This window comes from Psychromonas sp. KJ10-10, assembly GCF_047323245.1.
Classification (GTDB): Bacteria; Pseudomonadota; Gammaproteobacteria; order Enterobacterales; family Psychromonadaceae; genus Psychromonas.
The window spans coordinates 727336-753619 of the sequence record NZ_CP178826.1 but is presented as its reverse complement, the minus strand read 5'-3'; the positions used below and the strand labels follow the sequence as shown (position 1 = coordinate 753619).

Annotated in this window: 18 protein-coding genes and 4 pseudogenes; 16 read left to right on the top strand and 6 right to left on the bottom strand. The window is 38.1% G+C overall.

Features of this window, described 5'->3' with window-relative positions:
- Position 1: 1 nt before the first annotated feature.
- Entirely contained in the window at positions 2-1012 is a 1011-nt protein-coding gene (argC, locus tag ACLKMH_RS04420) for an N-acetyl-gamma-glutamyl-phosphate reductase (protein WP_413701023.1), read from the bottom strand.
- 382 nt (positions 1013-1394) lie between these two features.
- Here argC and argE point away from each other — a divergent pair, with 382 nt between their 5' ends.
- The 3 genes and pseudogenes from argE (at position 1395) to tusA (ending at position 5690) form a co-directional block, all read left to right on the top strand.
- The gene (gene argE, locus ACLKMH_RS04415; RefSeq protein ID WP_413701022.1) at positions 1395-2543 is read left to right on the top strand and encodes an acetylornithine deacetylase; all 1149 of its coding nucleotides are present in this window, start codon (positions 1395-1397) and stop codon (positions 2541-2543) included.
- Positions 2544-2671: 128 nt separating this feature from the next.
- A pseudogene (gene ppc / locus ACLKMH_RS04410) lies at positions 2672-5306 on the top strand (phosphoenolpyruvate carboxylase).
- A 147-nt stretch (positions 5307-5453) separates the two neighbouring features.
- Positions 5454-5690 carry a sulfurtransferase TusA gene (gene tusA, locus ACLKMH_RS04405; protein ID WP_413701021.1) on the top strand — a complete coding sequence of 79 codons (237 nt, stop codon included), beginning with the start codon at positions 5454-5456 and terminating at the stop codon, positions 5688-5690.
- 74 nt (positions 5691-5764) lie between these two features.
- Here the strand turns inward: tusA and galE are convergent.
- Positions 5765-6782: pseudogene (galE, locus tag ACLKMH_RS04400) on the bottom strand (UDP-glucose 4-epimerase GalE).
- A 128-nt stretch (positions 6783-6910) separates the two neighbouring features.
- Here galE and ACLKMH_RS04395 point away from each other — a divergent pair.
- The 5 genes and pseudogenes from ACLKMH_RS04395 to ACLKMH_RS04375 all read left to right on the top strand — a co-directional run bounded on the left by ACLKMH_RS04395 (position 6911) and on the right by ACLKMH_RS04375 (position 13029).
- The gene (locus ACLKMH_RS04395) at positions 6911-7474 is read left to right on the top strand and encodes a TetR/AcrR family transcriptional regulator (protein ID WP_413701020.1); all 564 of its coding nucleotides are present in this window, start codon (positions 6911-6913) and stop codon (positions 7472-7474) included.
- A gap of 76 nt (positions 7475-7550) precedes the next feature.
- Positions 7551-8672: an efflux RND transporter periplasmic adaptor subunit gene (locus ACLKMH_RS04390; RefSeq protein WP_413701019.1), complete on the top strand. Its 1122-nt coding sequence runs from the start codon at positions 7551-7553 to the stop codon at positions 8670-8672.
- 8 nt (positions 8673-8680) lie between these two features.
- Positions 8681-11826, top strand: a pseudogene (locus ACLKMH_RS04385) (multidrug efflux RND transporter permease subunit).
- Positions 11827-12086: 260 nt separating this feature from the next.
- A complete protein-coding gene (locus ACLKMH_RS04380; RefSeq protein WP_413701018.1) occupies positions 12087-12803 on the top strand; it encodes a LysR family transcriptional regulator in 717 nt (238 codons plus the stop codon).
- Positions 12721-13029 (top strand): hypothetical protein, encoded by a 309-nt coding sequence (locus tag ACLKMH_RS04375; protein ID WP_413702477.1) that lies wholly within the window; start codon positions 12721-12723, stop codon positions 13027-13029. The genes ACLKMH_RS04380 and ACLKMH_RS04375 overlap by 83 nt, the downstream gene beginning before the upstream one ends.
- 45 nt (positions 13030-13074) lie before the next feature.
- Here the strand turns inward: ACLKMH_RS04375 and ACLKMH_RS04370 are convergent, their stop codons facing one another.
- The 4 genes and pseudogenes from ACLKMH_RS04370 to ACLKMH_RS04355 all read right to left on the bottom strand — a co-directional run bounded on the left by ACLKMH_RS04370 (position 13075) and on the right by ACLKMH_RS04355 (position 16408).
- On the bottom strand, positions 13075-14064 hold the full coding sequence (locus ACLKMH_RS04370) for an MDR family oxidoreductase (RefSeq protein ID WP_413701017.1): 990 nt from the start codon (positions 14062-14064) through the stop codon (positions 13075-13077).
- Between the two features lie 126 nt (positions 14065-14190).
- Positions 14191-14358, bottom strand: a complete 168-nt coding sequence (locus ACLKMH_RS04365) for a hypothetical protein (RefSeq protein WP_413701016.1) — start codon at positions 14356-14358, stop codon at positions 14191-14193.
- Positions 14321-15402 (bottom strand): annotated as a pseudogene (locus tag ACLKMH_RS04360) (putative zinc-binding metallopeptidase). The gene ACLKMH_RS04365 and the pseudogene ACLKMH_RS04360 overlap by 38 nt, the downstream one beginning before the upstream one ends.
- A 190-nt stretch (positions 15403-15592) precedes the next feature.
- Positions 15593-16408 carry an SHOCT domain-containing protein gene (locus ACLKMH_RS04355; protein WP_413701015.1) on the bottom strand — a complete coding sequence of 272 codons (816 nt, stop codon included), beginning with the start codon at positions 16406-16408 and terminating at the stop codon, positions 15593-15595.
- Between the two features lie 510 nt (positions 16409-16918).
- Here ACLKMH_RS04355 and ACLKMH_RS04350 point away from each other — a divergent pair.
- The 8 genes from ACLKMH_RS04350 to ACLKMH_RS04315 all read left to right on the top strand — a co-directional run bounded on the left by ACLKMH_RS04350 (position 16919) and on the right by ACLKMH_RS04315 (position 26226).
- On the top strand, positions 16919-17308 hold the full coding sequence (locus tag ACLKMH_RS04350) for a transglutaminase N-terminal domain-containing protein (protein ID WP_413701014.1): 390 nt from the start codon (positions 16919-16921) through the stop codon (positions 17306-17308).
- A 74-nt stretch (positions 17309-17382) separates the two neighbouring features.
- The gene (locus ACLKMH_RS04345; RefSeq protein WP_413701013.1) at positions 17383-20229 is read left to right on the top strand and encodes a DUF2126 domain-containing protein; all 2847 of its coding nucleotides are present in this window, start codon (positions 17383-17385) and stop codon (positions 20227-20229) included.
- Positions 20230-20400: 171 nt separating this feature from the next.
- Complete coding sequence (locus ACLKMH_RS04340; protein ID WP_413701012.1) at positions 20401-21861, top strand: circularly permuted type 2 ATP-grasp protein; 1461 nt, start codon at positions 20401-20403, stop codon at positions 21859-21861.
- Complete coding sequence (locus ACLKMH_RS04335; protein WP_413701011.1) at positions 21852-22229, top strand: alpha-E domain-containing protein; 378 nt, start codon at positions 21852-21854, stop codon at positions 22227-22229. The genes ACLKMH_RS04340 and ACLKMH_RS04335 overlap by 10 nt, the downstream gene beginning before the upstream one ends.
- On the top strand, positions 22183-22920 hold the full coding sequence (locus tag ACLKMH_RS04330) for an alpha-E domain-containing protein (RefSeq protein WP_413702257.1): 738 nt from the start codon (positions 22183-22185) through the stop codon (positions 22918-22920). The genes ACLKMH_RS04335 and ACLKMH_RS04330 overlap by 47 nt, the downstream gene beginning before the upstream one ends.
- On the top strand, positions 22917-23795 hold the full coding sequence (locus ACLKMH_RS04325) for a transglutaminase family protein (protein ID WP_413701010.1): 879 nt from the start codon (positions 22917-22919) through the stop codon (positions 23793-23795). Before ACLKMH_RS04330 ends, ACLKMH_RS04325 begins: the two co-directional genes overlap by 4 nt.
- A gap of 45 nt (positions 23796-23840) precedes the next feature.
- Positions 23841-25292 (top strand): circularly permuted type 2 ATP-grasp protein, encoded by a 1452-nt coding sequence (locus ACLKMH_RS04320; protein ID WP_413701009.1) that lies wholly within the window; start codon positions 23841-23843, stop codon positions 25290-25292.
- A 4-nt stretch (positions 25293-25296) separates the two neighbouring features.
- Positions 25297-26226, top strand: coding sequence for an alpha-E domain-containing protein (locus ACLKMH_RS04315; protein ID WP_413701008.1), 930 nt, complete (start codon positions 25297-25299; stop codon positions 26224-26226).
- Positions 26227-26284: the final 58 nt, after the last annotated feature.

Genomic DNA, 26284 nt, shown 5'->3' with positions numbered 1-26284 from the left:
TTTATGAAAGTGATGTGGTGATATCAAAACCAAAGCGCAGATTGATACATTGCATTGCTTGAGATGAAGCACCTTTAAGCAAATTATCAATCGCACTAAAGACCACTAAGTCTTCACCTTCAACCGCCCAGCCTAAATCACAGTAAGGCGTACCGACTACATTTTTAAGGGCAGGCATTGTGCCATCCATCAAACGCACAATCGGTTTATCGGCATAGGCATTTTGATAAGCTTGATTAACTTGCTCTGCACTCACTCCTGCTTTTAAAACAACATTAATACTTGCTAAAATACCACGCTTAAAACTACCTAAATGTGGTGTAAAGACCACAGGTAGACCTAAATGCTGATCGATTTCAGGTTTATGACGGTGAGTAAATACACCATAAGGCTGTAAACTCACTTCACAGAAACTACTTGCTATATTAGCTTTACGCCCAGCGCCACTTACACCACTAGTCGCATTAATGGTTGGTTTATAATCTTCTTTGATTAACCCTGCCTCTGCTAAAGGTTTTAATGCTGTTAATGAGGCTGTTGTGTAACAACCCGGTACGGCGATTAAATCAGTTTTCTTAACCGCTTCAGCATTCCATTCCGCTAAGCCATAAACTGCTTTTTCTAGTAACTCTGGATATTGATGGCTAAATCCATAAAACTTCTCGTAAAAGCCTGCTGATTTAACACGAAAAGCCCCTGACAAATCAAATACAACCGTATTTTCAGCTAAAAACAGTGGCGCTAAATCATGGCTAACTTCATGTGCAGTCGCAAGAATAACAATATCAATGCCCTCACAAGCTTGTTTGATTCCACTATTACCAAGTGGTAACAAAGGCATATCAACAACACCAAGCAAGTTGCCGTATAAAGAAGATAATTTTTTGTTTTTATCTAAACTACCTTCAGAAACATATAAGCCAGCCAATTCAATCTCTGGATGACGCGTTAAAAAATGTGCTAGCTCAGCACCAGTGTATCCACTTGCGCCAACGATGATCGCTTTTAGCATAAAAAATCCTGTGTTGAAAATAGTTAAAAATTTAATGGAGTGGTAAAGGCGTTATTATAAAAAAATGACTTCAAAAAGAAATGCCTCATTAGAAATGACATTCTAAATAAAAGTGATTATTTATGCAATAATTATGAATAAATATTAAAATAATTTGTAATTTCCAAATTAAACATTAATATTCAAAGTGTTACTTAGCAGATAAGACTAACTGATTCTCTAAACGTTTATTAACCGAGCTAATAAGCACAATAGAGTACAAGTAATAACTTACTTAGTCGCAAATAAAGATTGTGTTTAATTGCTCGCTACTAACGCGTAAACTGAAACTTATAAGCTTTATTTGTTGCACATTCTAGCTACATATTTAAAAGGGTTATCTATGGCACTACCTACGTTTATTAATTTATATAAAGATCTTATTGCACTTCCCTCCATTAGTTCAACTGACACTTCATGGGATCAAAGTAATATAAAAGTTATCAATCAATTAGCAACTTGGTTAGAAGAGCTTGGTTTTAGCAATGAAATAACCGAAGTACCTAATGCTCCTGGTAAATTTAATTTAATTTCAACCTATGGTAGTGGCGATGGTGGGCTATTATTAGCAGGACATACGGATACGGTACCTTATGATGAAGGCGCTTGGGCAACCGACCCTTTTAAAGTAGTAGAAAAAGATAACCGTTTATATGGACTTGGAACTATCGATATGAAAGGTTTTTTTGCTTTTGTTATCGAAGTCTTAAAAGGCTTAGATTTAAGTAAACTTAATAAACCTCTACGTATTTTAGCCACTGCCGATGAAGAAACCACTATGTCTGGGGCACAGGCAATAGCTTCGCAAAAATCCATTAAACCTGATTACGCCATTATTGGAGAACCAACGGGAATGGTTCCTGTGGTGATGCATAAAGGTCATATGTCTGAAGGTATTCGTATTACTGGTCACAGTGGCCATAGTTCCGACCCAGACAAAGGCTTAAACGCCATTGAAATTATGCATTTAGTCATTGGCGAACTAAAGAAAGTACAACAAACTTTCAAAGAAAAATATAATAGCCAGCATTTTGCAGTGCCTTACCCGACCTTAAATTTTGGTGCTATTAACGGTGGCGATAGCCCAAATCGTATTTGTGGATGTTGTGATTTACATATCGATATGCGCCCTATACCTGGCATTAGCACCAATGAATTGTTTGTCACTGTTAAAGATGCCTTGTCTGAAATCGAAAAGCGCTATCCCAAAAGTGTTGATATCTATCATCTCCATGAGCCTATTCCTTCATATCAATGCCCAGAGCATTCAGATTTGATTAAACAAGCTGAAATTTATACGGGGAATACAGCTCAAAGCGCTAATTATTGTACGGAAGCGCCTTTTATTGAACAACTTGGTTGCGACACTATCGTGTTAGGCCCTGGTCATATTGCTCAGGCACATCAACCCAACGAGTATTTAGATTTATCTTTTGTTAAACCAACACAGGAAGTCATCAATAAATTGATCCAACGCTATTGTGTAATTTAATTACACATATAAATGCTTAATTTTACGGTTAAAGCGTGAGCCATGATTGACTGTTAGTGCTTTTATGGTAATTTATTATGCTATTACAAGTTTAAATGTACTTTAATTACAGATTACAGAGGTTTTTTATGACAGAGCAATATGCAAACTTGCGTGGAAATGTGAGTTTATTAGGTCAATTATTAGGTAAAAGTATCGGCGACCATTTAGGTGAGGAGTTCCTTGATAAAATTGAGTCAATTCGCCAGCTTTCTAAAGCATCCCGAGCAGGTAATGAAAAAGATGGAGAAACCTTAGTAACTGTTTTAACCAATCTTTCTGATGATGAATTAGTACCTGTTGCTCGTGCCTTCACTCATTTTTTAAATCTTGCCAATATTGCTGAACAATTTCATGGGATCTCTCGCCATTGTGATTCTGGTGTTTGTGCGCCAGATCCGATGCAACAATTAATTGCCAAACTTAAAAACTCAGATGTCTCTAGAGAGAGCATGCAACAAACGATTAATGAATTATCAATGGATATGGTATTAACCGCACATCCAACTGAAATTACACGTCGTACTCTGATTCATAAATATACTGCGATTAACGAATGTTTAACCCTATTAGAGATTTCTGACATTTCTGATAAAGAACGTGATCAATTATTAGACCGCCTTGAGCAATTAATTACTCAAGCTTGGCATACTAACGATATTCGTAAACATCGCCCGACACCTGTTGATGAAGCTAAATGGGGCTTTGGTGTTATTGAAAATAGCCTATGGGAAGCTGTTCCACTTTATGTGCGTGAGTTAGATGCAAAACTACAAGCCGGATTAGGTTTATCATTACCAGCCGACGCTTCACCTATTAAATTTACTTCTTGGATGGGGGGAGACCGAGACGGTAACCCTTTTGTTACCGCAAAAGTAACTCAAGAAGTGCTATTAACCAGTCGTTGGATGGCAGTTAGTTTATATCTACAGGATATTAAACAATTAACTGAAGAACTATCAATGAGTAGTTGCGATGAAAGTTTACGTGCAATTGTAGGTGATGCCGATGAACCTTATCGCGCAATTCTTCGTAAATTACGCATGGAATTAAAAGAGACACTTACATCACTTAGTGCAACACTACAAAATCAAAAAAGTGATGCACAGGATATCATTACTCGCACTGAGCAATTAAAAGAGCAGCTTGAGTTGTGTTACCAGTCATTAAAAGCCTGTGGAATGCACTCTATTGCAAATGGTTTAATTCTCGATATTTTACGTCGTGTAGCTTGTTTTGGCATTAGCTTAGTTAAACTAGATATTCGTCAAGATGGTGAACGTCATGGGAATGCTCTTTCAGAATTAACCCTTTATTTAGGCATGGGTGATTACAACGCTTGGAGTGAAGCGGATAAACAAGCCTTTTTATTACAAGAGCTAAATAGTAAACGCCCTCTTATTCCAGCTAACTGGGAGCCTTCTGCAGATGTACAAGAAGTATTAGACACCTGTAAAGTCGTAGCTGAAACAGATAAAGAAGCATTGGGTATTTACATTATCTCAATGGCACGCCAAGCATCAGATGTATTAGCAGTACAACTATTATTAAAAGAAGCAGGTTGCCCATTCCGCATTCCTGTTGCTCCACTTTTTGAAACGCTAGATGATTTAAATAACGCAAAAGAAGTAATGCAACGTTTATATGCTGTTGACTGGTACCGTGGTTATATTAACGGTGAACAACATGTCATGATTGGTTACTCAGACTCTGCTAAAGATGCCGGCGTGATTGTTGCAAACTGGGGACAATACCTTGCACAGGAAGGTCTTGTTAAAGTTAGTGAAGAAAACGACATTAAGTTAGTCTTGTTCCATGGACGTGGTGGTACAATTGGTCGTGGTGGTGCACCTGCACATCAAGCGCTATTATCGCAACCTCCTGGTTCATTAAAAGGCGGATTACGTGTTACTGAACAGGGCGAGATGATCCGCTTTAAATTTGGTTTACCAAAAGTAGCAGTACAAAGCTTAAGTATTTATACCGCCGCTATTTTAGAAGCTAACTTGTTACCGCCACCAGCACCGAAACAAGAGTGGCGTGATTTGATGGATCAATTTTCTGAACAGTCTTGTCAAGAATATCGTCACTTCCTACGCGAAGAGCCTGACTTTGTACCCTATTTCCGTAGCGTAACACCTGAGCTAGAACTCGGTAAACTAGCCCTAGGTAGTCGTCCATCAAAACGTAAACCAAATGGTGGCGTAGAAAGTCTGCGTGCAATCCCATGGATATTTGCTTGGAGTCAAAACCGCCTAATGTTACCTGTTTGGCTAGGTGCTGGTACTTCTTTAAAAACATTATTAGATGAAGGTAAAAAAGATCTATTACAAGAAATGTATTGTAATTGGCCTTTCTTCCATACACGTTTAGAAATGTTTGAAATGGTGTTCTTAAAAGCTGATGAAGAGTTAACAAAATTCTATGAAGAGCGTCTTGTTCCTAAAGAGCTATGGCCACTTGGCCAACGCTTACGTGATAATTTAAAACTAACACGTGAAATGGTACTGGAAACAATCCCTGACCATAACCTAATGCAACAACAGCCATGGATTAAAGAATCGATTTCATTACGTAACCCTTATGTTGATCCATTAAACATGTTACAGGCGGAATTGCTTTCTCGTTCACGTGAAAATGCCGAAGAACTATGCCCAGTTATCAATCAAGCATTGATGGTAACCATTGCAGGTATTGCGACGAGGACTTCGTAATACAGGCTAAGAATAGAAAGCTGTCAGTTTTTAGCTGACAGCTTTCATTTAAAAACAATTAGTTGTTAGACTGCTGATTAATAGTTGCGAGTTACGAGCTTCTAGCTATGAACGTCGCAACTAATAGCTGAAAGTTAAAAAAAGTGATTTTGATTTAATGAATGAAGAAGATATACAAAAACTCGATACACTTGGATTACGTTGCCCTGAACCGGTAATGATGATCCGCAAAACAGTCAGAAAAATGCAACAGGGTGAAATATTAGAAGTAATAGCAGATGATCCTGCGACCACACGTGATATTCCAAGTTTCTGCCGTTTTATGGATCATACTTTAATAGAAAGTCATATTGAGCAAATACCCTATCGCTACCTTATTAAAAAAGGCGCATAAAAAATCCACCGAGGTGGATTTTTTTGCTAAAGATTTTTTATACGATCACTTTTATACGATTAAAGGTATCGAATTTATTCTGAGTAACCATTAGGGTTATTCGACTGCCAACGCCAAGTATCTTGCATCATTTCTGCTAAACCTCTTTCCGCTTGCCAATTAAGTTCGGCTAATGCTTTTTCAGGTGCAACGATAACAAGCGGCAATATCACCCTCACGACGAGGAGAAATATTATAAGCAATGGTTTTTCCGCTTGCGACTTCAAAGGCTTTAATCATTTCTAAAACAGAAAAACCATTACCCGTTCCTAGATTATAAATATTCACTCCGGTTTTCTGAGAAATGATATCTAGAGCTTTCAAATGTCCAATAGCAAGATCTACCACATGAATATAGTCACGTACACCCGTTCCATCTTTAGTATCGTAATCATCACCAAAAACAGCTAACGCTTTTAACTTACCAACACCTACCTGTGAAATATAAGGTAATAAGTTATTAGGAATACCATTTGGATCTTCGCCAATTTGCCCTGAAATATGAGCACCTACAGGATTAAAGTAACGCAAAATAGCAAATGACCACCGTGGGTCTGATTTAGCGACATCCTGCAATACCATCTCAACCATAAGTTTAGATGTACCGTAGGGGTTAGTTGTTCCACCAACAGGAAAATCTTCTCGAATAGGTAAATGACTAGGATCGCCATACACTGTTGCAGAAGAACTAAATACTAAATTAAATACGCCCGCCTCTGCCATTGCATCTAACAGGGTTAACGTGCCTTGTACATTATTTTGATAATACAACACGGGTTTCGCAACTGATTCGCCAACCGCTTTCAAGCCAGCAAAGTGGATAACCGAGTCAATACTATGCTTAGCAAAAACCGAGTCTAAAAAAGATTTATCTAAAATATCACCTTCATAAAAAGTACAAGTTTTACCTGTAAGCTTTTCAACACGTGTTAAAGAAATTTTCGATGCATTACAAAGGTTATCAATGATGATCACCTCTTGCTCTGCCACTAATAACTCTAATACCGTATGAGAGCCGATATAACCTGCTCCACCAGTTACTAAAATAGCCATAATAGTTCCAATTTATAAATTGTATTTTTATTCTAGCATTAACTAAAAGACATAATAATTATAATTTTCATTGCATAAAAGAATTAAATGACGATAATGAACGTTCATTCACTTTGGTATTACTTTTTATGGATAAACACACACAAATATTACTGACAACAGAAAAGATTCTAGCAGAAACGCGGGCTTTATGGACTATCCATGAAATTACTCGCAGATACAGCAGGTATAGCAAGACAGGTACCATTTATCGTTATTTCGAAAATAAAGAAGCGCTCATCACTGAGTTACATCGCTATATCAGACAAGAAATAGCAACACGCATTTTTTCTGATTGGACGGAACAACAAAGCGACCAAGAAAAATACAATTCCTTATGGCGCAATGCTTTTGATTCTGTCTTAGAAAATCCACAGCGCTTAGCTGTGATTGAAATTCTCTGTCACCTGCCTAGTGAATGCCGTCAAAAACTAAAAATGTTTGACGGGGAAGAATTGCAACCGATGGAAGAACTATATCAACAGGGTATTGATAACGGCGAATTGAAAGATTGGCCTATTGCCGTGTTAATAACATTAAGTTTTGACAGTGCAATTAATTTAGCAAAAAGAGTATTACGTGATCAGCTTGAAATGAGTGATCAGTTAATTAATGAAGTCTGCCAGACTTCATGGGATACCATCAAAAAATAACATACCGACTCAGAACACCTTCATAATGAAGGCGTTTCTAATAAGTTACTAATAAATATCAGATTAAGGTTACAAAATGAAAAAATGGATTGCATCAGCATTAGTACTTGCCATACTTATTTTTGGTAGTGTCATCGCATTCAACATGCTTAGTGCCGCTAAAACAAAAGAATTTCTGGCTAATATGCCTATTCCTGAGTTCCCTGTCACGACTCAAAAAATTACTACGCAGGATTGGACACCTCACCTAAGTGCAATCGGTTTTATTGAGCCAATTCAAGGTGTCACAGTAGCCAATGAAGTTGCAGGCAAAATCGTAAAAATAAATTTTGTTTCCGGGCAAACACTGAAAACAGGTGATGCATTAGTATACCTTGACTCTGAAGTTGAAAAAGCGAATTTGAAAGCCTCAAAAGGACGCTTACCTGCAGTGCAACGTAATTATCAGCGTATGCTGTCATTATTTAAAAAAGGCTCTGTTTCACAGGGTCAAGTTGATGAAGCAGAAGCTGATTTATTAACCTTACAAGGGCAAATTGAAGCCTATCAAGCAACCATTAGCCAACGTGTTATTCGTGCTCCTTTTGATGGTATAGCCGGTTTACGTAATGTGTTTATGGGGGAATATTTATCCGCAGGGACTGAAATTGTTCGCTTAGAAGATGTTAGTCGCATGCAAATGCGTTTTACTATTCCACAAAATGATTTAAACAAAATTAGCATTGGCCAGGAAATGAATATTTTTGTTGATGCCGAAGCAGATGCTACTTTTAAAGGTACTATTTCAGCGATAGAACCCGCTGTAAATTACCAAAGTGGTGTTATCCAAGTTCAAGCAGATATTCCTAATAAGGATCATAAATTACGCTCTGGTATGTTTGCCAAAGCGAATATTATTTTAACAACCTTAAAAGACCAAATCGCAGTACCTGAAAGCGCCATTAATTATACCTTATACGGCGAGACGGTTTATGTCATTTCTGATCAAACATCAGAAGCAGGCAAAGAATTTAAACAGGTAACACAAAAAATCGTTGACTTAGGTAAGAGCATTGACGGTGATATTCATGTTTTATCAGGATTAAAAGAGGGTGATGAAATAGTAACGAGTGGTCAAGTACGCCTAAGTAATGGTTCACATGTAATCATCACTGAATCTGACATTCTTATTCAACCATCTGACGTTCCAGCACTTTAGGGCTCAATATGAAATTTACAGATATCTTTATAAAACGCCCTGTCTTAGCTATATCTTTGAGCTTGCTCATTGTTTTGTTAGGGTTACAGGCACTCGGTAGCATGCAGGTACGTGAGTACCCTAAAATGACCAATACAGTGATCACTGTAAACACTAGTTATTACGGTGCAAATGCAGATTTAATTCAAGGCTTTATTACTCAGCCGATTGAACAGGCAATTGCTCAGGCTGATAACATCGACTTTGTGACCTCACAGAGCTTTATGGGTAGTTCTAGCATTACCGTTTATATGAAGCTTAATACTGATCCAAATGGTGCAGTTGCGGATATACTCGCTAAAGTAAATAGTGTCCGTTCTCAATTACCAAGCGAAGCTGAAGATCCGACCATTGATGTCAGCACAGGCTCAAGTACTTCGGTTATCTATATTGCTTTTTCTAGTGATGCTTTAAACGCCAGCCAAATTACTGATTACCTCGAGCGGGTTATTAAACCACAGTTATTCAGTATTAATGGTGTCGCGAAAGTTAATTTATACGGCGGAACTCCATTTGCAATGCGTGTTTGGTTAGACCCTGAACGTATGGCAGGTTTCAACTTAACCACTGCAGATGTTGTACAAATTTTACAGGCTAATAATATCCAATCTGCTACAGGGCAAGCAAACAGTTATTTCACGCTAGTTAATGGTAATGCAAAAACACAGGTATCAACTTCCACTGAATTAGAAAACTTAATTATTGCAACCCGCGAAGATGGTAAAACAATTCGTCTGCAAGATATCGCCCGTGTTTCATTAGAAAAAAGCCATGATATCTACCGTGCGATGGCTAACGGAAATGATGCCGTCGTTGTCGCTATCGATGCGACGCCAACAGCAAATCCGTTAGACATTACCGCTGGCGTACGCTCGATGTTGCCCGATTTGGAAAAAAATAATCCTAGTTCAATTAATATGGAAGTGCTTTATGACTCCACCATTGCTATTGAAGAATCTATTTCAGAGGTTATTAAAACTATTTCTGAAGCGGGATTAATTGTACTAGTGGTAATGATTTTATTCTTAGGTTCTTGGCGCGCAGTTGTTATTCCAATTATCACCATTCCATTATCTTTGATTGGTGTGTTAGTGGCGATGCAAATGTTCGGCTTCACTATCAATCTAATGACACTATTAGCTATGGTACTGGCAATTGGATTGGTGGTAGATGATGCGATTGTTGTTGTTGAAAATGTAGACCGTCATGTTAAAGCAGGAGAAGACCCCTTCCGAGTCGCGATTATAGGTACACGAGAAATAGCAGTACCGGTTATCTCTATGACAATTACATTAGCGACCGTTTATGCACCAATTGCACTAATGGGCGGTATCACTGGTTCATTATTTTCTGAATTTGCACTCACACTTGCCGGTGCCGTTTTTGTTTCAGGGTTAGTGGCCCTCACATTATCACCTATGATGTGTAGTCTTTTATTAAAAAATAACCATCAGCCAAATCGTTTCGAAACAGGTGTTGAAAAGGTATTAGGTGGTGTTACAAATACCTATTCAAGACTACTTGATAAACTCATGACACGTCGCCCCGCAGTAATTCTATTTGCCCTGTTAGTTTTTGTCTCATTACCTTTTCTGTTTAAGTTCATTCCCTCTGAACTTGCCCCAGCCGAGGATAAAGGAGCCTTAATGATGATGTCTAAGGCGCCTGCCAATGCCAACCTAGACTATATCGAAAACAGTATGAAGGTGGTGACAGGTAAGATTTCAGAACAAGACTCAGTACAAAGTAGCTTAGCTATGTCGGGAGTCCCAAGTGGTAACCAAGCTTTTGGTATTGCTATCATGAAACCTTGGAGTCAACGTAGCGAAAGCCCCGATGACTTGAAGAAAATATTAATGCCAGCATTCAATGTTATTCCTGCTGTTTCAACTGCGGCTGTTTCAGATGCCTGAATTACCTGGTTCATCGGGTGGTTTACCAGTGCAGTTTGTGATCACAACATCTAACCCATTTGAAAGCTTAGTAGAGATTGCAGGTGATGTGTTAGCGAGCAACGCAAGCAAATCCAACCTTTGTTTATTCGACCTTGGATTTAGCCTTTGATTCTGCAACCATGAACATCAATATCGACCGAGATAAAGCAGGTGCTTATGGTGTAACCATGCAAGACATAGGTATCACCTTAGGCACATTACTCAGTGATGGTTATTTAAACCGTATCGACCTTGATGGACGTAGTTATGAAGTGATCGCTCAGGTTGAACGAAAATACCGTTTATCTCCCGATAAGCTTGGCAACTTTTATGTGCGAGCAAAAAATGGCGATATGCTTCCTCTGAGTGAGCTGATCAGTATTGATGTTGTCGCAGAACCGCGTTCTCTACCGCACTTTAATCAGTTAAATAGTGCAACAATTGGCGCAGTACTATCACCAGGCTCAACAATGGGTGAAGCACTCACTTTCTTTGAAGAGCTTGCAAGTACTAAACTACCGCAAGGATATGGGCATGATTACCTCGGTGAATCACGTCAATTTGTAAGTGAAGGTAATGCCCTATATACGACATTTTTACTGGCGATATTAATTATCTTTTTAGTACTAGCTAGTCAATTTGAAAGTGTACGAGATCCCTTGGTGATATTAATGACAGTACCATTAGCCATTAGTGGCGCTTTGTTTGTCATGGCATCTGGACCGTTATTTAATATAGCATCAGCAATGTTAGGTTTTGGTATGGGAAGTTGGGGACCACCTACCATGAACATCTACACCCAAGTGGGTTTGATCACTTTAGTTGGTTTGATCACAAAGCATGGTATTTTAATTGCAGAAGTTGCCAAAGAAGAACAACTGCATCATGGTTTAAATCGTATTGATGCGGTGAAAAAAGCGACCACTGTTCGCTTACGTCCGATTTTGATGACAACGGCGACCATGGTAGCAGGTTTGATTCCATTATTATTTGCTACTGGAGCAGGTGCCGTGAGTCGTTTCGGTATTGGTGTTGTTATTGTCGCAGGGCTTTCTATTGGTACCTTGTTCACACTGTTTATCTTGCCTGTGATTTACTCCTTTATTGCAAGTAAACACGAAAAACAAAAAGACTTTGATGAAACCCTGAAATTAAAGGTGAATCACAATCCTGAAAATTAAAGATAAATAATAATTCCAAGTGGTTTAGGTTAATGACTTAAGCCACTTTATTATTAACCAGCCCTAGTTGACAAAACACGGTACTAGCAATATAAAATCTCAATAACTATCAATATTTCCCCTTTAGAAAGCTTTCATCAAAGAAATACATCCTATTAAGCAGTAAAATAATTTTACTCATTATTGACAATAGTATCGCTGTAATAAAGTCTGATACTCTGTTCAAAATAAACCTTAGAAATTGTATTACGAGTGAACATATGGAATTAGAAGAGGTCTATCATCGCAACTTAAATCTATTAGTTGCTTTACAAATACTGATAGAGGAAGGTAGTGTCAGCAGAGCGGCTATTCGCCTTAATTTAAGTCAATCTGCGATGAGTCGCGTGTTAGGAAGATTACGAGAGCTGTTCAAAGATCCTCTTTTTATTCGTCAAGGGCAACATCTTCTGCCGACACAGCGAGCAATTGAGATTTGCAATGCGGTAAATGAGCCAATCGAATCCTTACGTAGCTTATTGTCTCCTACAGACTTTGACCCACAATTATGTCAGCGACACTTTACTATCGCAACAACCGATTATGCAATGCAAACTATTTTGCCCTATGCCTTACCTCGCATTTATGAAGTTGCCCCTAATATATCATTAGAATTTGTACCGCTTCAGCATGAACAAGTACTCAATCAATTAACCTTGGAAGGTTGCGATATGGCTATCTGTCGGCCAACTCGTCAGATTGAATCCTTAGTACAGGAACCACTGGGATTAGTGAGCGTTTTTTGTATGTTTTCTAAAGCGCACCCTCTTGCAGAAAAGGAATTAACACTAGCGGATTACCTTGCTTATCCACACGCTTTAATCGCAATTAGTGATGGTGTAAAAGCGTTGATCGATGCGTACCTTGAGCAACCATCAAAAACCAAAAACAGTATTACGCGCTTACCACTTAGAAGCGGCACTAGCGATTGTAGATAAAATGCCTCTCATTATTACGGTACCTGCTGATTTAGCCTATTTAGTCGCAAAAAAACATGATCTCATTGTTAAATCATTACCCTTTGAGTTTAAACCCTTTGATTATTCACTTATCTGGCATCCACGTTGTGAACATTCTGCAGAGCAAATATGGCTACGTACGTTATTAAAGGAACAATGTGCTCAGTTAATTGATAAACGTATAAGAGAAATGGGATTAATTTAGAAATTGAATAGCCTGCAATGCAGGCTATAGTTTATAGAGAAGGGATTATTCTGCAGATAATTTGATAACAATACGTCCTGTGACTTGACCTTTAATTATGTCCTGTGCACATTCCACAGCTTGCTCTAAAGCAATTTCTCGACACGCTTGTTGATAAAAACTTTCTGGTAATAACTCAACTAAACGTTGCCAAGCTTTAACACGTTTCTCGTAAGCACATGAAACAGAATCTACACCTAATAATTTAACACCACGTAAAATAAATGGCATAACCGTTGTTGGTAAATCAAAGCCACCAGCCAAACCACAAGCGACTACCGCACCGTCATAATCCATTTGAGCTAGTACCTTCGCAAGCATTTTGCTACCAACAGTATCAATCGCGCCAGCCCATAACTGTTTTTCTAAAGGACGAGCAGGCTCTTCTAATTCACTACGAGCAATAACGCGACTTGCACCAAGTTCTTTTAATAAATCACCATTTTCTTCAACTCGCCCTGTTACTGCGACAGCTTTATAACCTAATTGTGCTAATAAAGTGATCGCGACTGAACCAACTCCACCGCTTGAGCCAGTTACTAATATTTCACCACTTTCTGGTTTTACACCGGCATCAATTAAAGCCTGAACACATAACATTGCTGTTAAACCTGCAGTGCCAATCATCATTGCTTGTTTACTTGTCATGCCACTAGGTAGAGGTACTAACCAGTCAGCTTTTAAATTCGCTTTTTCAGCCATGCCACCCCAATGGCCTTCACCAACTCCCCAACCAGTTAAAACAACTTTATCACCAACTTTGTAACGCTTGTCTTTTGAGTCAAGGACACGGCCAGATAAATCAATACCTGGTACCATAGGAAACTGACGTACGATGCGCCCTACACCTGTGATTGCCAAACCATCTTTATAGTTTAAAGATGAATAATCCACATCAACAAGTACTTCACTTTCTGGAAGCTGTGATTCATCAAGTTGACGAATATCTGCAATAGTAGTTTTTTCTTGTTGCTCAAGAACAAGTGCTTTAAACATAATATGACTCCATGAATAATTAGACCGTGTTTAATGGTTAAAGAGTGTACTCCTAAGTAACCCATGAATAAAATGACACTTTATCATTATAAATATGCATAAAAAGCATATATTAAATGATGCGTTTTATGCTTCATTCACTACAGGGCTTTTTTCTATGATTTTTTCTATCGTTGTTTTTTCCTGCAATACCGGTAACAAGTGCAACTTATTATGAATCGCATGATGAATAAAGTTAAGCTTAGTACGTACAGGTTTACTTAGCACAAAAGGATAAGCATCCGCTAAGCCCATGCTCGCGATTTAATGAATTCAATATGATAGAGAAATCTACCCAAGTATCTAAAATATCCTCCATCGCAGTTTGTCCAGAAAAGAAGAATGCTCCCTGTGGTAAATTCAGTTCTCCAACATCTTCTGAGTTGACCATATTTCGAGGAGTTGCACCTGTGATAGAAAAGTTTTGTGCCGTTTCTAGGGTATCTATAATGTGCATATAATGCGCCCAAGTTTCAGCCCAATCTTCATAGGGATGCATTGTCGCATATTCACTAATAAACATATCTCGCCAGTTTTTGGGGCCCCATTTTCATAGTGCACTTTTAATGCTTCTTGATAGTCCAATGCATCATCACCAAAATATTGCTTACATAAAGCGTGCTTCTCAGGACAATTAGCAACTAATTGGTCAAAATAATAATGCCCCAACTCATGTCGAAAGTGACCAAGTAAGGTCCGGTACCGCTCACCCATTGCATGCTTGGTTTGTGAGCGAGCCACATCATCTGCCTCCGCCAGATTAATGGTAATATGACCATTATCATGACCGGTAAAAACGGGATCTTGCCCCTCTATTGGGCTAGTAAAATGATCATTAACATTTCGATCAGTAATAAAATCAAAACTTAAACCTTGTTTCGGATCTTGCTTAATATTTATTAGAGGGACAGATAATGCTTTTAAGGTATATAAAGCACGACGTTTAGCGGTTTCCATTTTTTCCCACAAAGGAATATGCTTTTCGATACTTAAATCAGGAACGGTATTATTAAAACGACAGGCAAAACATAATACTTCTTCATTATCTGGTTCTGCCACAAAGGTTTGTAAGCTAACCATTCCGTTACAGGCATTAAATTGTTCATTATTATCACACTTTTTATAATGAACAGTTGGATCATTCGCCTTATAAAATAACCCTGTTTTAGGGTCAAGTTCATAGGGTTCAACTTGATCAAAGTCATCGTCAATACCTGTCGTTTTACCACAGGTTAGGCATTCATTGCTTTCAAAAAATAAAATTGGTTTCGCTTCGCAATGACATTGGAATGTTTTCATATGGGTACCGCACAAAAAAGAAATGAAATTTAAGTAGAAAGGATTATAGAATTGGAATATGAAAATATTAAAAAAATGTTGCACTTTTTACATTATATTTGCTTTTTAGATAGCTAAATCACACCTTGCCAATAATAATAGCCTATAAGGCCTTACAAATACTAAGGTCTTGCAGGTTTAAATGTTAATTTTAGTTAAGTATTTCTGACTTTTTCTTATTAAACTCTTCCTCTGTCAACACGCCTAAATCTCGTAATTCAGCGAGTTTCTTAATAACTTCGATCATTTGACTGGTTGCTTCATATTGTGCGTTATTATTGTTTGGCTGAGTTTGAGGCTCAGTTTGTATATTATTAACTGGAGCTTGTGCTTGAAACTCTGGCTCCATAAATGCAGGTTCAGGCATTTGTTCCTCAAAATGAGTCGGCTCAACAAAATTCGTTTGCCCCACAGGCTCAATTGGTTGCCCTGAAACTAAAGGCAAGCTAGTAACACTAATAGTGCCCCATTGACTATTAAACGTAAGAGAATCATTACTCCCTTGTTGCTGACTAACACCACCAATATTATGATCCAAGGTATCATAAATAGAAAGTTGCCCGTCTACTTCTACCGCGAGCCTATTTGCAAAGACTGCATAACGGCTATTATTTTGCCCACCACTACTAAAAGGGCTACCTAAATCACTTGGCCACCATTGGTTGCTACCAGGAGTGCCCGCAGGCACTACAGGGAATACTTGATTATTACTGAGAATATTGGCTAATTCGTTGCAAAGGTTGTCCACGGTATTTTTAAGACCGTTATTAAACATATCTCCAACCATGATCATACCACCACGCATCCATTGTCCAGAGCCACCAAGTTCAGGACAATTGAATTGTGCCATGGAGCCCCCGCCATTATTAACCGCGACTAACATATGAAGGACTGCATCATGACTTAAGCCATAACGTGATGCGATCTCATTAACGAATTTTTCACCGATATCAGTTAGCTTTTGCATATGGAAATACCCTGTTAGATAGTTTCTACCGTTCCCAAGAAAAGGAACTATAATTGATGTGTTCTAGTAAGAATTAGTGTAGAAAAACAGATACTATCTCTATTACACTTGCTTACTAATTTAACTAAGACCGAAATGGTCAAAAGATATTCTATCATAACATCTTTTATAGACTTCTAGGCAGACTTTATTGTTAACCATTTTTTACAAATTAGTTAAAAATTACTTTTTAGACACTTCTTTCTACGAAAAGAAAGAAGGATGACTTTTAATACAAAATGTGTGCTATTTTAGTGCATCTTTTGCACCATAATTAAATCATTTTGATTTTTTTGTTTCTATGCAAAGGTTAATATACTGTTAATTAATGTTTTATGTATCCTGAATAGGCAAAAAACTTTATTTTAACCATTTCAAAGTAAATGGAATAAATATTGCAGAAATTCAATTCACCACCAATTATATATTTCATGTTATTTACAATGACACATTACGAAGGGGAATTAGTCGATGACAATTACTGTTGGTATTTCACACCATACTGAATATAAATATGACCGCTCTGTCAATATGGATGCGCATATATTTCGTTTACGACCCGCACCCCATAGCCGTACCAAAATTAAAAGTTATTCCTTAAAAATAATCCCAGAAGATCATTATATCAACTGGCAACAGGATCCCTTTGGTAACTATCAAGCAAGGGTTGTGTTTAATAAACCCACCAAAGAATTCAGCTTTACTGTTGATTTAGTAGCAGAAATGACGGTGATTAATCCTTTTGACTTTTTCTTAGAAGAGTACGCAGAAGAGTTTCCATTTGTTTATGATAAGATTTCTAAAGCAGAACTTGCTCCTTACCTAAAAAACGCAAAGCGAGCCCTAAATTACTCGAATTAATTGAATCTCTAAAACCTAAAGAACCTATCCGTAGCGTTGATTACCTAGTTGAAGTTAATCAGGCAATTTATAACTTGGTTGGTTATGGTATCCGTTTAGAGCCAGGTGTTCAGACACCTAATGAAACCTTATCTAAAAAAACCGGCTCTTGTCGTGACTCTGCTTGGTTGCTAGTGCAACTATTTAGGCATTTAGGGCTAGCATCTCGCTTTGTATCTGGTTATTTAGTGCAATTAACCTCAGATCAAAAATCACTCGACGGCCCAAGTGGTCCAGAGGAAGACTTTACCGATTTACATGCATGGACTGAAGTTTATATTCCAGGTGCTGGCTGGATTGGCCTTGACCCTACTTCAGGTTTATTTGCAGGCGAAGGACATATTCCTCTCGCTTGTACACCAGAACCAAGCTCTGCGGCACCGGTAACGGGTGGAATAGATGACTGTGAATCTGAATTTAGTTTTTATAATAAAGTAACACGTGTACATGAAGACCCTCGCGTAACCAAACCTTATTCAGAAGTGCAATGGTCAGCAATTAATCGTCTTGGCCAACAAGTAGATAGCGTTTATGACGAAGAAGGCATCCATTTAACCATGGGTGGCGAACCAACCTTTATTTCTATTGACGATATGGAGCATCCACAATGGAACACAGAGGCGGATGGTAAAGAAAAACGTATACTTGCTCAGAACCTATTTGTAGAAATGAACAAAGTTTTCACTAAGGGAGGCTTTACCCATTACGGTCAGGGTAAGTGGTATCCAGGTGAACCTTTACCACGTTGGCAATATGGTTGTTACTGGCGAAAAGATGGTGTTGCATTATGGAAAAATGCCAAGTTATTAGCAGATCCAAATAAAGATTATAAACTGGATCATACTGACACTAAAAAGTTTGCCGAAAAACTATGTGTTGGTCTAGGGCTAGGGTTAGAAGCCCTTACTACAGCCTATGAAGATATTTTATATCACCTTTGGCAAGAAGCTTCTTTACCGACTGAAGTAGGTCCTAAAGAGCCTAAATTGCTTGATGCGATGAGTCGTAAAGGTTTCCTAGCAAAAATGGAACAGGGCATCGAAAAACCAGTCGGTTATGTTTTACCATTAAAATGGCATGATACTAAAAATTGTTGGCAGTCATGTACTTGGGAATTTAAGCGTGGACATTGTTTCCTATTACCGGGTGAATCACCATTAGGTTATCGTTTACCATTAGATAGTCTGCAGTGGACAGAAAATATTATCGATCGCGACCCCTTTGATATTCCAGAGGAATTCGCCAAAGCACCAAGACGTAAAAAAGGAATTATCAGCACAGAGATGGTGAAAACAGCATTAGTGCTGGAAGTTAGGGACGGTCGTTTATATATATTTATGCCGCCTACTAGCCACTTTGAACACTATATGAATATCTTGAATACTGTCGAGTCCGTGGCTAAAACGCTGTCAATGCCAGTGATCATCGAAGGTTATAGTCCACCAAAAGATAGCCGTGTTGAAAAATATGCGGTGACACCAGATCCAGGTGTTATCGAAGTTAATATTCATCCATCAAAATCATGGGATCAATTAGTTGGTCGCATAACCAAGTTATATGGTCTTGCTAAGGAAGCACGTTTAGGCACGGATAAGTTTATGGCTGATGGTCGCCATACTGGTACTGGTGGTGGTAATCATGTGACTTTAGGTGGTGAAACGCCTGATCAAAGCCCATTCCTTCGTCGCCCAGATATTCTTCGTAGCTTTATTACCTACTGGCAACATCACCCAGGGTTATCATACTTGTTCTCTGGTTTATTTATTGGCCCAACAAGCCAAGCGCCACGTGTCGATGAAGCCCGTGATGAAGTATTATACGAACTAGAGATAGCCTTCTCACACATGCCTGAAGGTGAAGTCCCTGAACCTTGGTTAGTGGATCGATTATTACGTAATTTATTAGTGGATTTAACCGGTAATACGCATCGTGCCGAATTCTGTATCGATAAATTATATTCTCCGGATTCATCCACTGGCCGATTAGGTATTGTTGAATTCAGGGGTTTTGAAATGCCTCCTCATGAGCAAATGAGTCTGGTACAAATGCTATTGTTACGTACTTTATTAGCTTGGTTCTGGAAAAAACCATATCACAAACCGCTTGTACGCTGGGGTACAGAACTGCATGATAAGTTCCTTCTACCTCAGTATGTTGAGAATGACTTAGCATCGGTAACCCGAGATTTACAACAAGCAGGTTTCCCATTCCAGCTAAACTGGTTGAATCCGTTCTTTGAATTCAGGTTCCCCGTTTGTGGCACACGTGAACTTGATGATGTCACCTTAGAGTTAAGAACTGCGATTGAGCCTTGGCATGTATTAGGTGAGGAAGCAACGGGTTCAGGAACAGCTCGATATGTTGACTCTTCGTTAGAAAGGGTACAAATCAAAGTACAAGGCACTATTAGTGATCGTTATATTGTCACTTGTAATGGGCGTCGAGTACCACTTAAAGCAGTTAAGGGTAAAGCCAAAGATGAAATGGTTGCTGGTATTCGTTACCGTGCATGGCAACCACCAACAGCGCTTCATCCAACCATTGGTGTGCATGCGCCATTAACCTTTGATTTAATTGATACCTGGGAAGGACGCTCTTTGGGTGGCTTTGTTTATCATGTTAGCCATGCGGGTGGTCGTAACCCTGAAACATTGCCAGTTAATGCCTTTGAAGCAGAAGGTCGAAGAGTGGCAAGATTCTGGGAACATGGTCATACGCCTTCGATATTGGCCTCAGATCAACCTGCTTGGAGTCCTTCTGCAGTGACACATCAATTCCAAACCGCCGATAAGGTGAGCGAGTTTATTGTCCCTGAAGAAGAAGTCACTAATGATGATTATCCAAACACATTAGATTTACGCCGACAACCTGCCTTTAAATAAATACCGTTAATGCTATCAATCCACTTTAAAATTAATTAAAGTGGATTGATTTATATTTCCTATGAATCATATCAAAGGAATTAATGACGTGATCAAGCAAGACCACTCACCTTTTTAGTTTCTCTGTTTTTACCTTAATGATTTTTTCATTTGAACATGGAGCGTTGACGTTTGTATATTAATAACAACACTATCTCTCAATTACCCACATGGTTGTCCGACTATCTCAACAAGTTACACGGTCATGATGAATTAATTAATCACAGTGGTTTGGATCCTCAACACTGGGATACGCTATTTAATCGCTTGTCTAATTTGACATCAGAAGAAGTAAGTAGCCGTGATATTGAGATAAGACAGCTTCTTCAAAATGGTAATATCCAACAGGAAAGTAATCATCAATGGCATTTTGATCCTTTACCTTTTATGTTATCTAAATCTGAGTGGCATCAAATCGAGAAAGGTATAAAACAAAGAACTGAACTATTAAACCTGATTCAACAGGATATTTATGGTGAACAAACCTTATTAACCGATGGTTATATTCCTGCTTTATCTCTATTTAGAGACAAGAATTATTTACGAGAAGGCTTTAGTCTCCCAAGCAATGAATTAAAATTATTTTTTACCGCTGTTGATATATATCGCACCCCATCAGGTGATTTCAAAGTATTAACAGATCACTGCCAATGTCCTTTAGGTTTAGGGTTATTACTTAAAAACCGTATTATCGCAAGACGTGTTATGGCAGAAGAGTTTGCTGAGTGTAATGTGCGACAAATTAAAGGATTTTTAAGGCTATTTCAAGAAACCATCAATGAATATACTAGTTATATGGATGATCCTCGAATTGTTATTCTGACTCAAGGAATTGATGATCCTAATTATAATGAACATGCTTTTTTATCTACCTACTTTGGTTACACTTTGGTGCAGAGTGCAGACCTAACTGTCCGAAATGGTGCAGTTTGCTTAAAGTCTTTACAAGGTTTAGGAAAAATTAACGTTATTCTACGCTGGCTACCTGACCATAGTATTGATTCATTAGAACAAACCGAATATTCATTACACGGAATACCTGGTTTATTACAGGCAGTACGTGAAGGCTCTGTAAAGGTACTTAACCCCTTCGGTAGTGGCATTCTTTCTTCAGTCGCAGTGCAACGCCATTTAAATCAATTATCAGATCATCTTTTACAGGAGCCTTTGTTATTAAGCCAAGCGGCATATTATTCAGTAGAAGAAGCAAAAACCTTAAATTGGAGCATACTAGAGTGTGCAAGTTATAAGGATACTTCAATTAAATTAGACGGTCGCCGAGATGCAGATAAAATCAAAAAATTGATCACTGAGGCGCCTGATAATTATTATTTTTACGATAAACCGCTTCTTAGCAGTGCTCCTTTTTGGCAGAACAATGAATTAGTTGCGAAGCCTGTTATTTTTCGTTGTTATGCTTTAACAACAGAGCACGGTATAGAGGTGTTACCATCAGCACTGTGTTATTCCAACGATGTTAACGGTTATGCAAATGTTTCTGGTTTGATTAAAGATACTTGGATTAATGCTCATGATTCGGGTAAAAGCAATGAACCTATTGCACCGGTACCGGTCAAAAAAGAATGGATGTAACGCTTTTAGAAGGTGTTATCTCCAGTCGTACAGCAGAGCAATTATTTTGGTTAGGACGTTACTTAGAACGCTGTGAAAATACTATCCGTATTTTACGTATTTTTATCGATAGATATACAGAGCTATCAATTTACCCCGACCCAATGCGACAAAATATTATGGCGCGTATTTATAGCGCAATACAAGCACAGCATATTGTTTATCCCTATATAGATAAAGAACTCGAAGTACAGGAATTTAATCTGCTTTCCTGTAAAGAAATGGCTTTTCAATTATTAGCAGACGAACAATGCGCAGGAAGTATTCTTAATACATTAAAATATTTATCCAACGCGACTCGTACAAATCCAAGAATTATTATCCTATGATAGTCGCCGTATTATCGATGAAATAAACGAACATATTAAAGCGCTAAAAAACTTTACAGCAAGTAATACAACCCGCACCTTACAAACTAATTTAGATAAAATTATTGGTTCTATCATGGCTTTTAATGGCTCAATTTCAGATTGTATGCCAAATAGTAATGGTTGGTTTTTATTAGAGATGGGTCATCGTGTCGAGCGCAGTTTACAAATTACTTCATTAACCTCGGCACTATTGGTGGATCAATTAGAAGAGCCCGCTGAACTGGGCTTATTGGAAGCGGTATTAACCTGCCAAGTTAGCTTAGTAACTCATAAGCGTCGTTACCGTATGTATCAGACCATTGGTACAGGGCTTGAGTTATTGTTGTTAGATGCCGAGTACCCTCGTTCTTTGTTATATCAGTTGGAACAAATCAACATATTGTGCCATCATTTGCCGATGAAGCGTCGCCCTGGGGTTATCGCCGCACATGAAAAAGCTATTCTGTTATCGAAAACCTCATGCTATGTCACTGAGAAGGATTTTTTACAGGAAAGCACAGAGGAAAAACGTAAAAATTTAGCTGAATTTAGTCATAATATACGCAGTAATCTAGACACTTTTTGTGATGTCTTATTACTACAATATTTTTCTCATACTCAAACAGCTAATAAATTGAACTGGAATAACATTGAGCAAGCTCAGTCGTGAAATATAAAATAAAACATTCAACTACTTATCAGTATGCTGATTTTGTCAGCTTATGCCAAAATCAAGCACGCTTAACACCGGAAACTAATAGTCGACAAATCTGCCATAATAGCCAGATAGAGATAATACCTCCGGCTAGCTATTTACATGAATATACTGATTATTTTCATAATAAAGTCAGTGTATTTGAAATCGCTACTCAGCATAAAGCACTTACCGTGACTATGGTCAGTGAAGTCGAACTGTTAAACCAGGCAGATATTAATTTAGAAAAAATTGATAAACCCTGGGAGGAAGTTCGTGACCTGTTAGCGACACCCTGTACAAACACACTATTAAAAGCATCGGAATTTGTATTACCTTCTCTTTTCACACCGATAGAAGAAGGTATTAAAGACTATGCATTGATTTCATTTACGGAACAAAGAAATTTAATTGTAGCCTGTACTGATTTAATGGCACGAATATTTCATGAGTTTCAGTATGATCCTGGTTTTACTACGATTAGTACCCCTATGAGTGTGGTGTTTGCACAAAAAAGGGGCGTTTGCCAAGATTTTGCACACTTTGCGTTAGCCTGCTTGCGTAGCATTGGTCTAGCGGGAAGATATGTAAGTGGCTACATTGAGACCATGCCCCCAGAAGGCGAGGAAAAATTAGAAGGTGCCGATGCGACACATGCATGGTTTGCTATTTTTATTCCTGGCTTTGGCTGGCTTGATTTTGACCCAACAAATAATGTACTGCCAAGCGATCAACACATTACCTTAGCTTTTGGACGTGATTTTTCTGATGTCACGCCATTAAAAGGTGTAGTTTTTGGTGGTGGCTCCCAGTTATTAGATGTTGCGGTGGATATGATTCGATTAGAGTAATGAGCTCGTCGCAATTACAAATGAGTTAATAAAAGGCGAAAGTGTATGAATATTGATTGGAAAGCGTATCAAACGAATGGTTTTTTTGATGAATTAATTGACGCGCAAGGGAATGTAAGATTACACGGTCAACAATTAGCAAAATTTTTCTCTAACCTATCGGGTGACGAATTAAAAAAAGCTAGAGCAGTTGCCGATTTAGCAATTAAAGAGATGGGTATTTCTTTCACGGTTTACAATGAAGGTAATATGATTGATAGGGCCTGGCCATTTGATATCATCCCTCGTACTATCGGCAAAAAAGAGTGGCAGAATGTCGAAGTTGGTTTAAAACAACGCGTTCAAGCTCTTAACCTTTTTATTGATGACTTATATCACGACCAAAAAATTATTAAAGACGGAATTTTCCCTAAAGGTTTATTAGAAAAGTCAGTTAACTTCCGCAAACAATGTGTTGGCATTAATCCACCAAATAAAATATGGGCCCATATTTGTGGTTCAGACTTAGTCAGAGATGGCAAAGGTACTATGTACGTATTAGAAGATAATTTACGTGTACCATCAGGTGTCTCTTACATGCTAGAAAATCGTTCTGTGATGAAACGTGTTTTTCCTGAGTTATTCGAACAAGTTTCTATTTTACCTGTTGATGACTACCCTTCTCAGCTATTTGATATGTTAGCGACCATGTCACCTCGTCCTCAAGATAAACCTGAAGTTGTTGTTTTAACCCCAGGTATCTTTAACTCTGCTTACTTTGAACACTGTTATCTTGCACAGGAAATGGGTTGTGAACTAGTTGAAGGACGTGACTTAGTCGTTGAAAAAGATGATTGTGTTTACATGCGAACAATCACTGGTTTACAACGTGTTGATGTTATTTACCGACGTATAGATGACCTATTTTTAGATCCAGAAGCCTTTTTACCTGATTCACAACTTGGTGTTCCCGGATTAATGCGTGCTTGGTCTAAGGGTAATGTTGCACTTGTTAATGCACCAGGTGCTGGTGTTGCCGATGATAAGGTTGTATATGCCTACGTTCCTGAAATGATTAAATATTATTTAGGGGAAGAAGCAAAATTAGATAATGTACCTACCTTTAAATGTCTGGATCCAAAAGAATGTGACCATGTTATTAAAAACATTGATAAATTAGTTGTTAAGCCAGCTAATGAGTCAGGTGGTTATGGATTATTAATTGGCCCTAAATCTACCAAGAAAGAGCAACAAACAACCATTGCACAAATTAAAGCAGATCCGCGTAACTGGGTTGCCCAACCAACATTAGATTTATCAACAGTGCCAACATTAGATGGTATTAACCCTGACGGTCGTCATGCTGACTTAAGACCATTTATATTATCTTCTGGTAAAGATATTCAGGTAACAACGGGCGGTTTAACGCGAGTCGCAATGGTAAAAGGCTCTTTGGTGGTGAATTCATCACAGGGTGGCGGTAGTAAAGATACTTGGATCGTGGACGAGGAGGCGTAATAATATGCTATCAAGAGTAGGTGAAACTTTATATTGGATGTCTCGTTACATAGAACGAGCGGAAAACGTCGCCCGATTAATCAACGTAAATAATATGTTGATGATGGACTTACCTAAAGGGGTAGGCACTGGATGGCAACCCTTAATCGATATTATTGGTGTGCGTAAAGCTTATGAGGAAAATCATACCGATTACTCCGAGCAAAAAGCGTTACGTTACTTATTAGTGGGAAGTGATAATTCATCTTCAATTCTAAACTCTATTATCTCGGCAAGAGAGTGTGCTCGCACTATTCGTGATGTGGTACCAAGAGATGTATGGGAAGAAATTAACTCACTATATTATTATGCGAAAGATAATCAGAAAGAAGGATTAACTAAACGAGGGCGTTTTGCATATTTGGAAAAAATAATTGAAACTGCACATCAAATATTTGGGACCTTAGATGCCACCATAAACCATGACCAAGGTTATACCTTTATTCGTTTTGGTTTAATGATAGAACGTGCTGATATGACCTCACGCATCATAGATATTCGCTCTGAATCGTTGGTTATTAGCGAAGAAGCTAAACCCTATGAAAATATTCAATGGATTAGTTTATTACGTTCATTAAGTGCTTATCAAATGTATCGACAAGAAATGGGTGTACGCGTTCAACGCTCAGATGTTATCGAATTCATCATGCACAGTGATGTCTTCCCAAGGTCAATATTATTCTGCCTATTGGATTTAAAATCATTAATTAAACCACTAGTTAATTCCGAAGAATTAATTGTATTAATTGATGAAGCTATTAATAAATTAAAAAGCGAAGATGTTCGTTTATTAAAAAATGGCTACTTACATAGTTTTGTAGATGAAATACAAATAAAATTTGGCGATATCCATAATGGATTAGCTGAATTGTATTTTTTAAAACAAGCTGAATAGCTCTCTCTAAGACTCGTCACAAGTATTCCTTACTACTTGTGACGTTATCTCACCATAA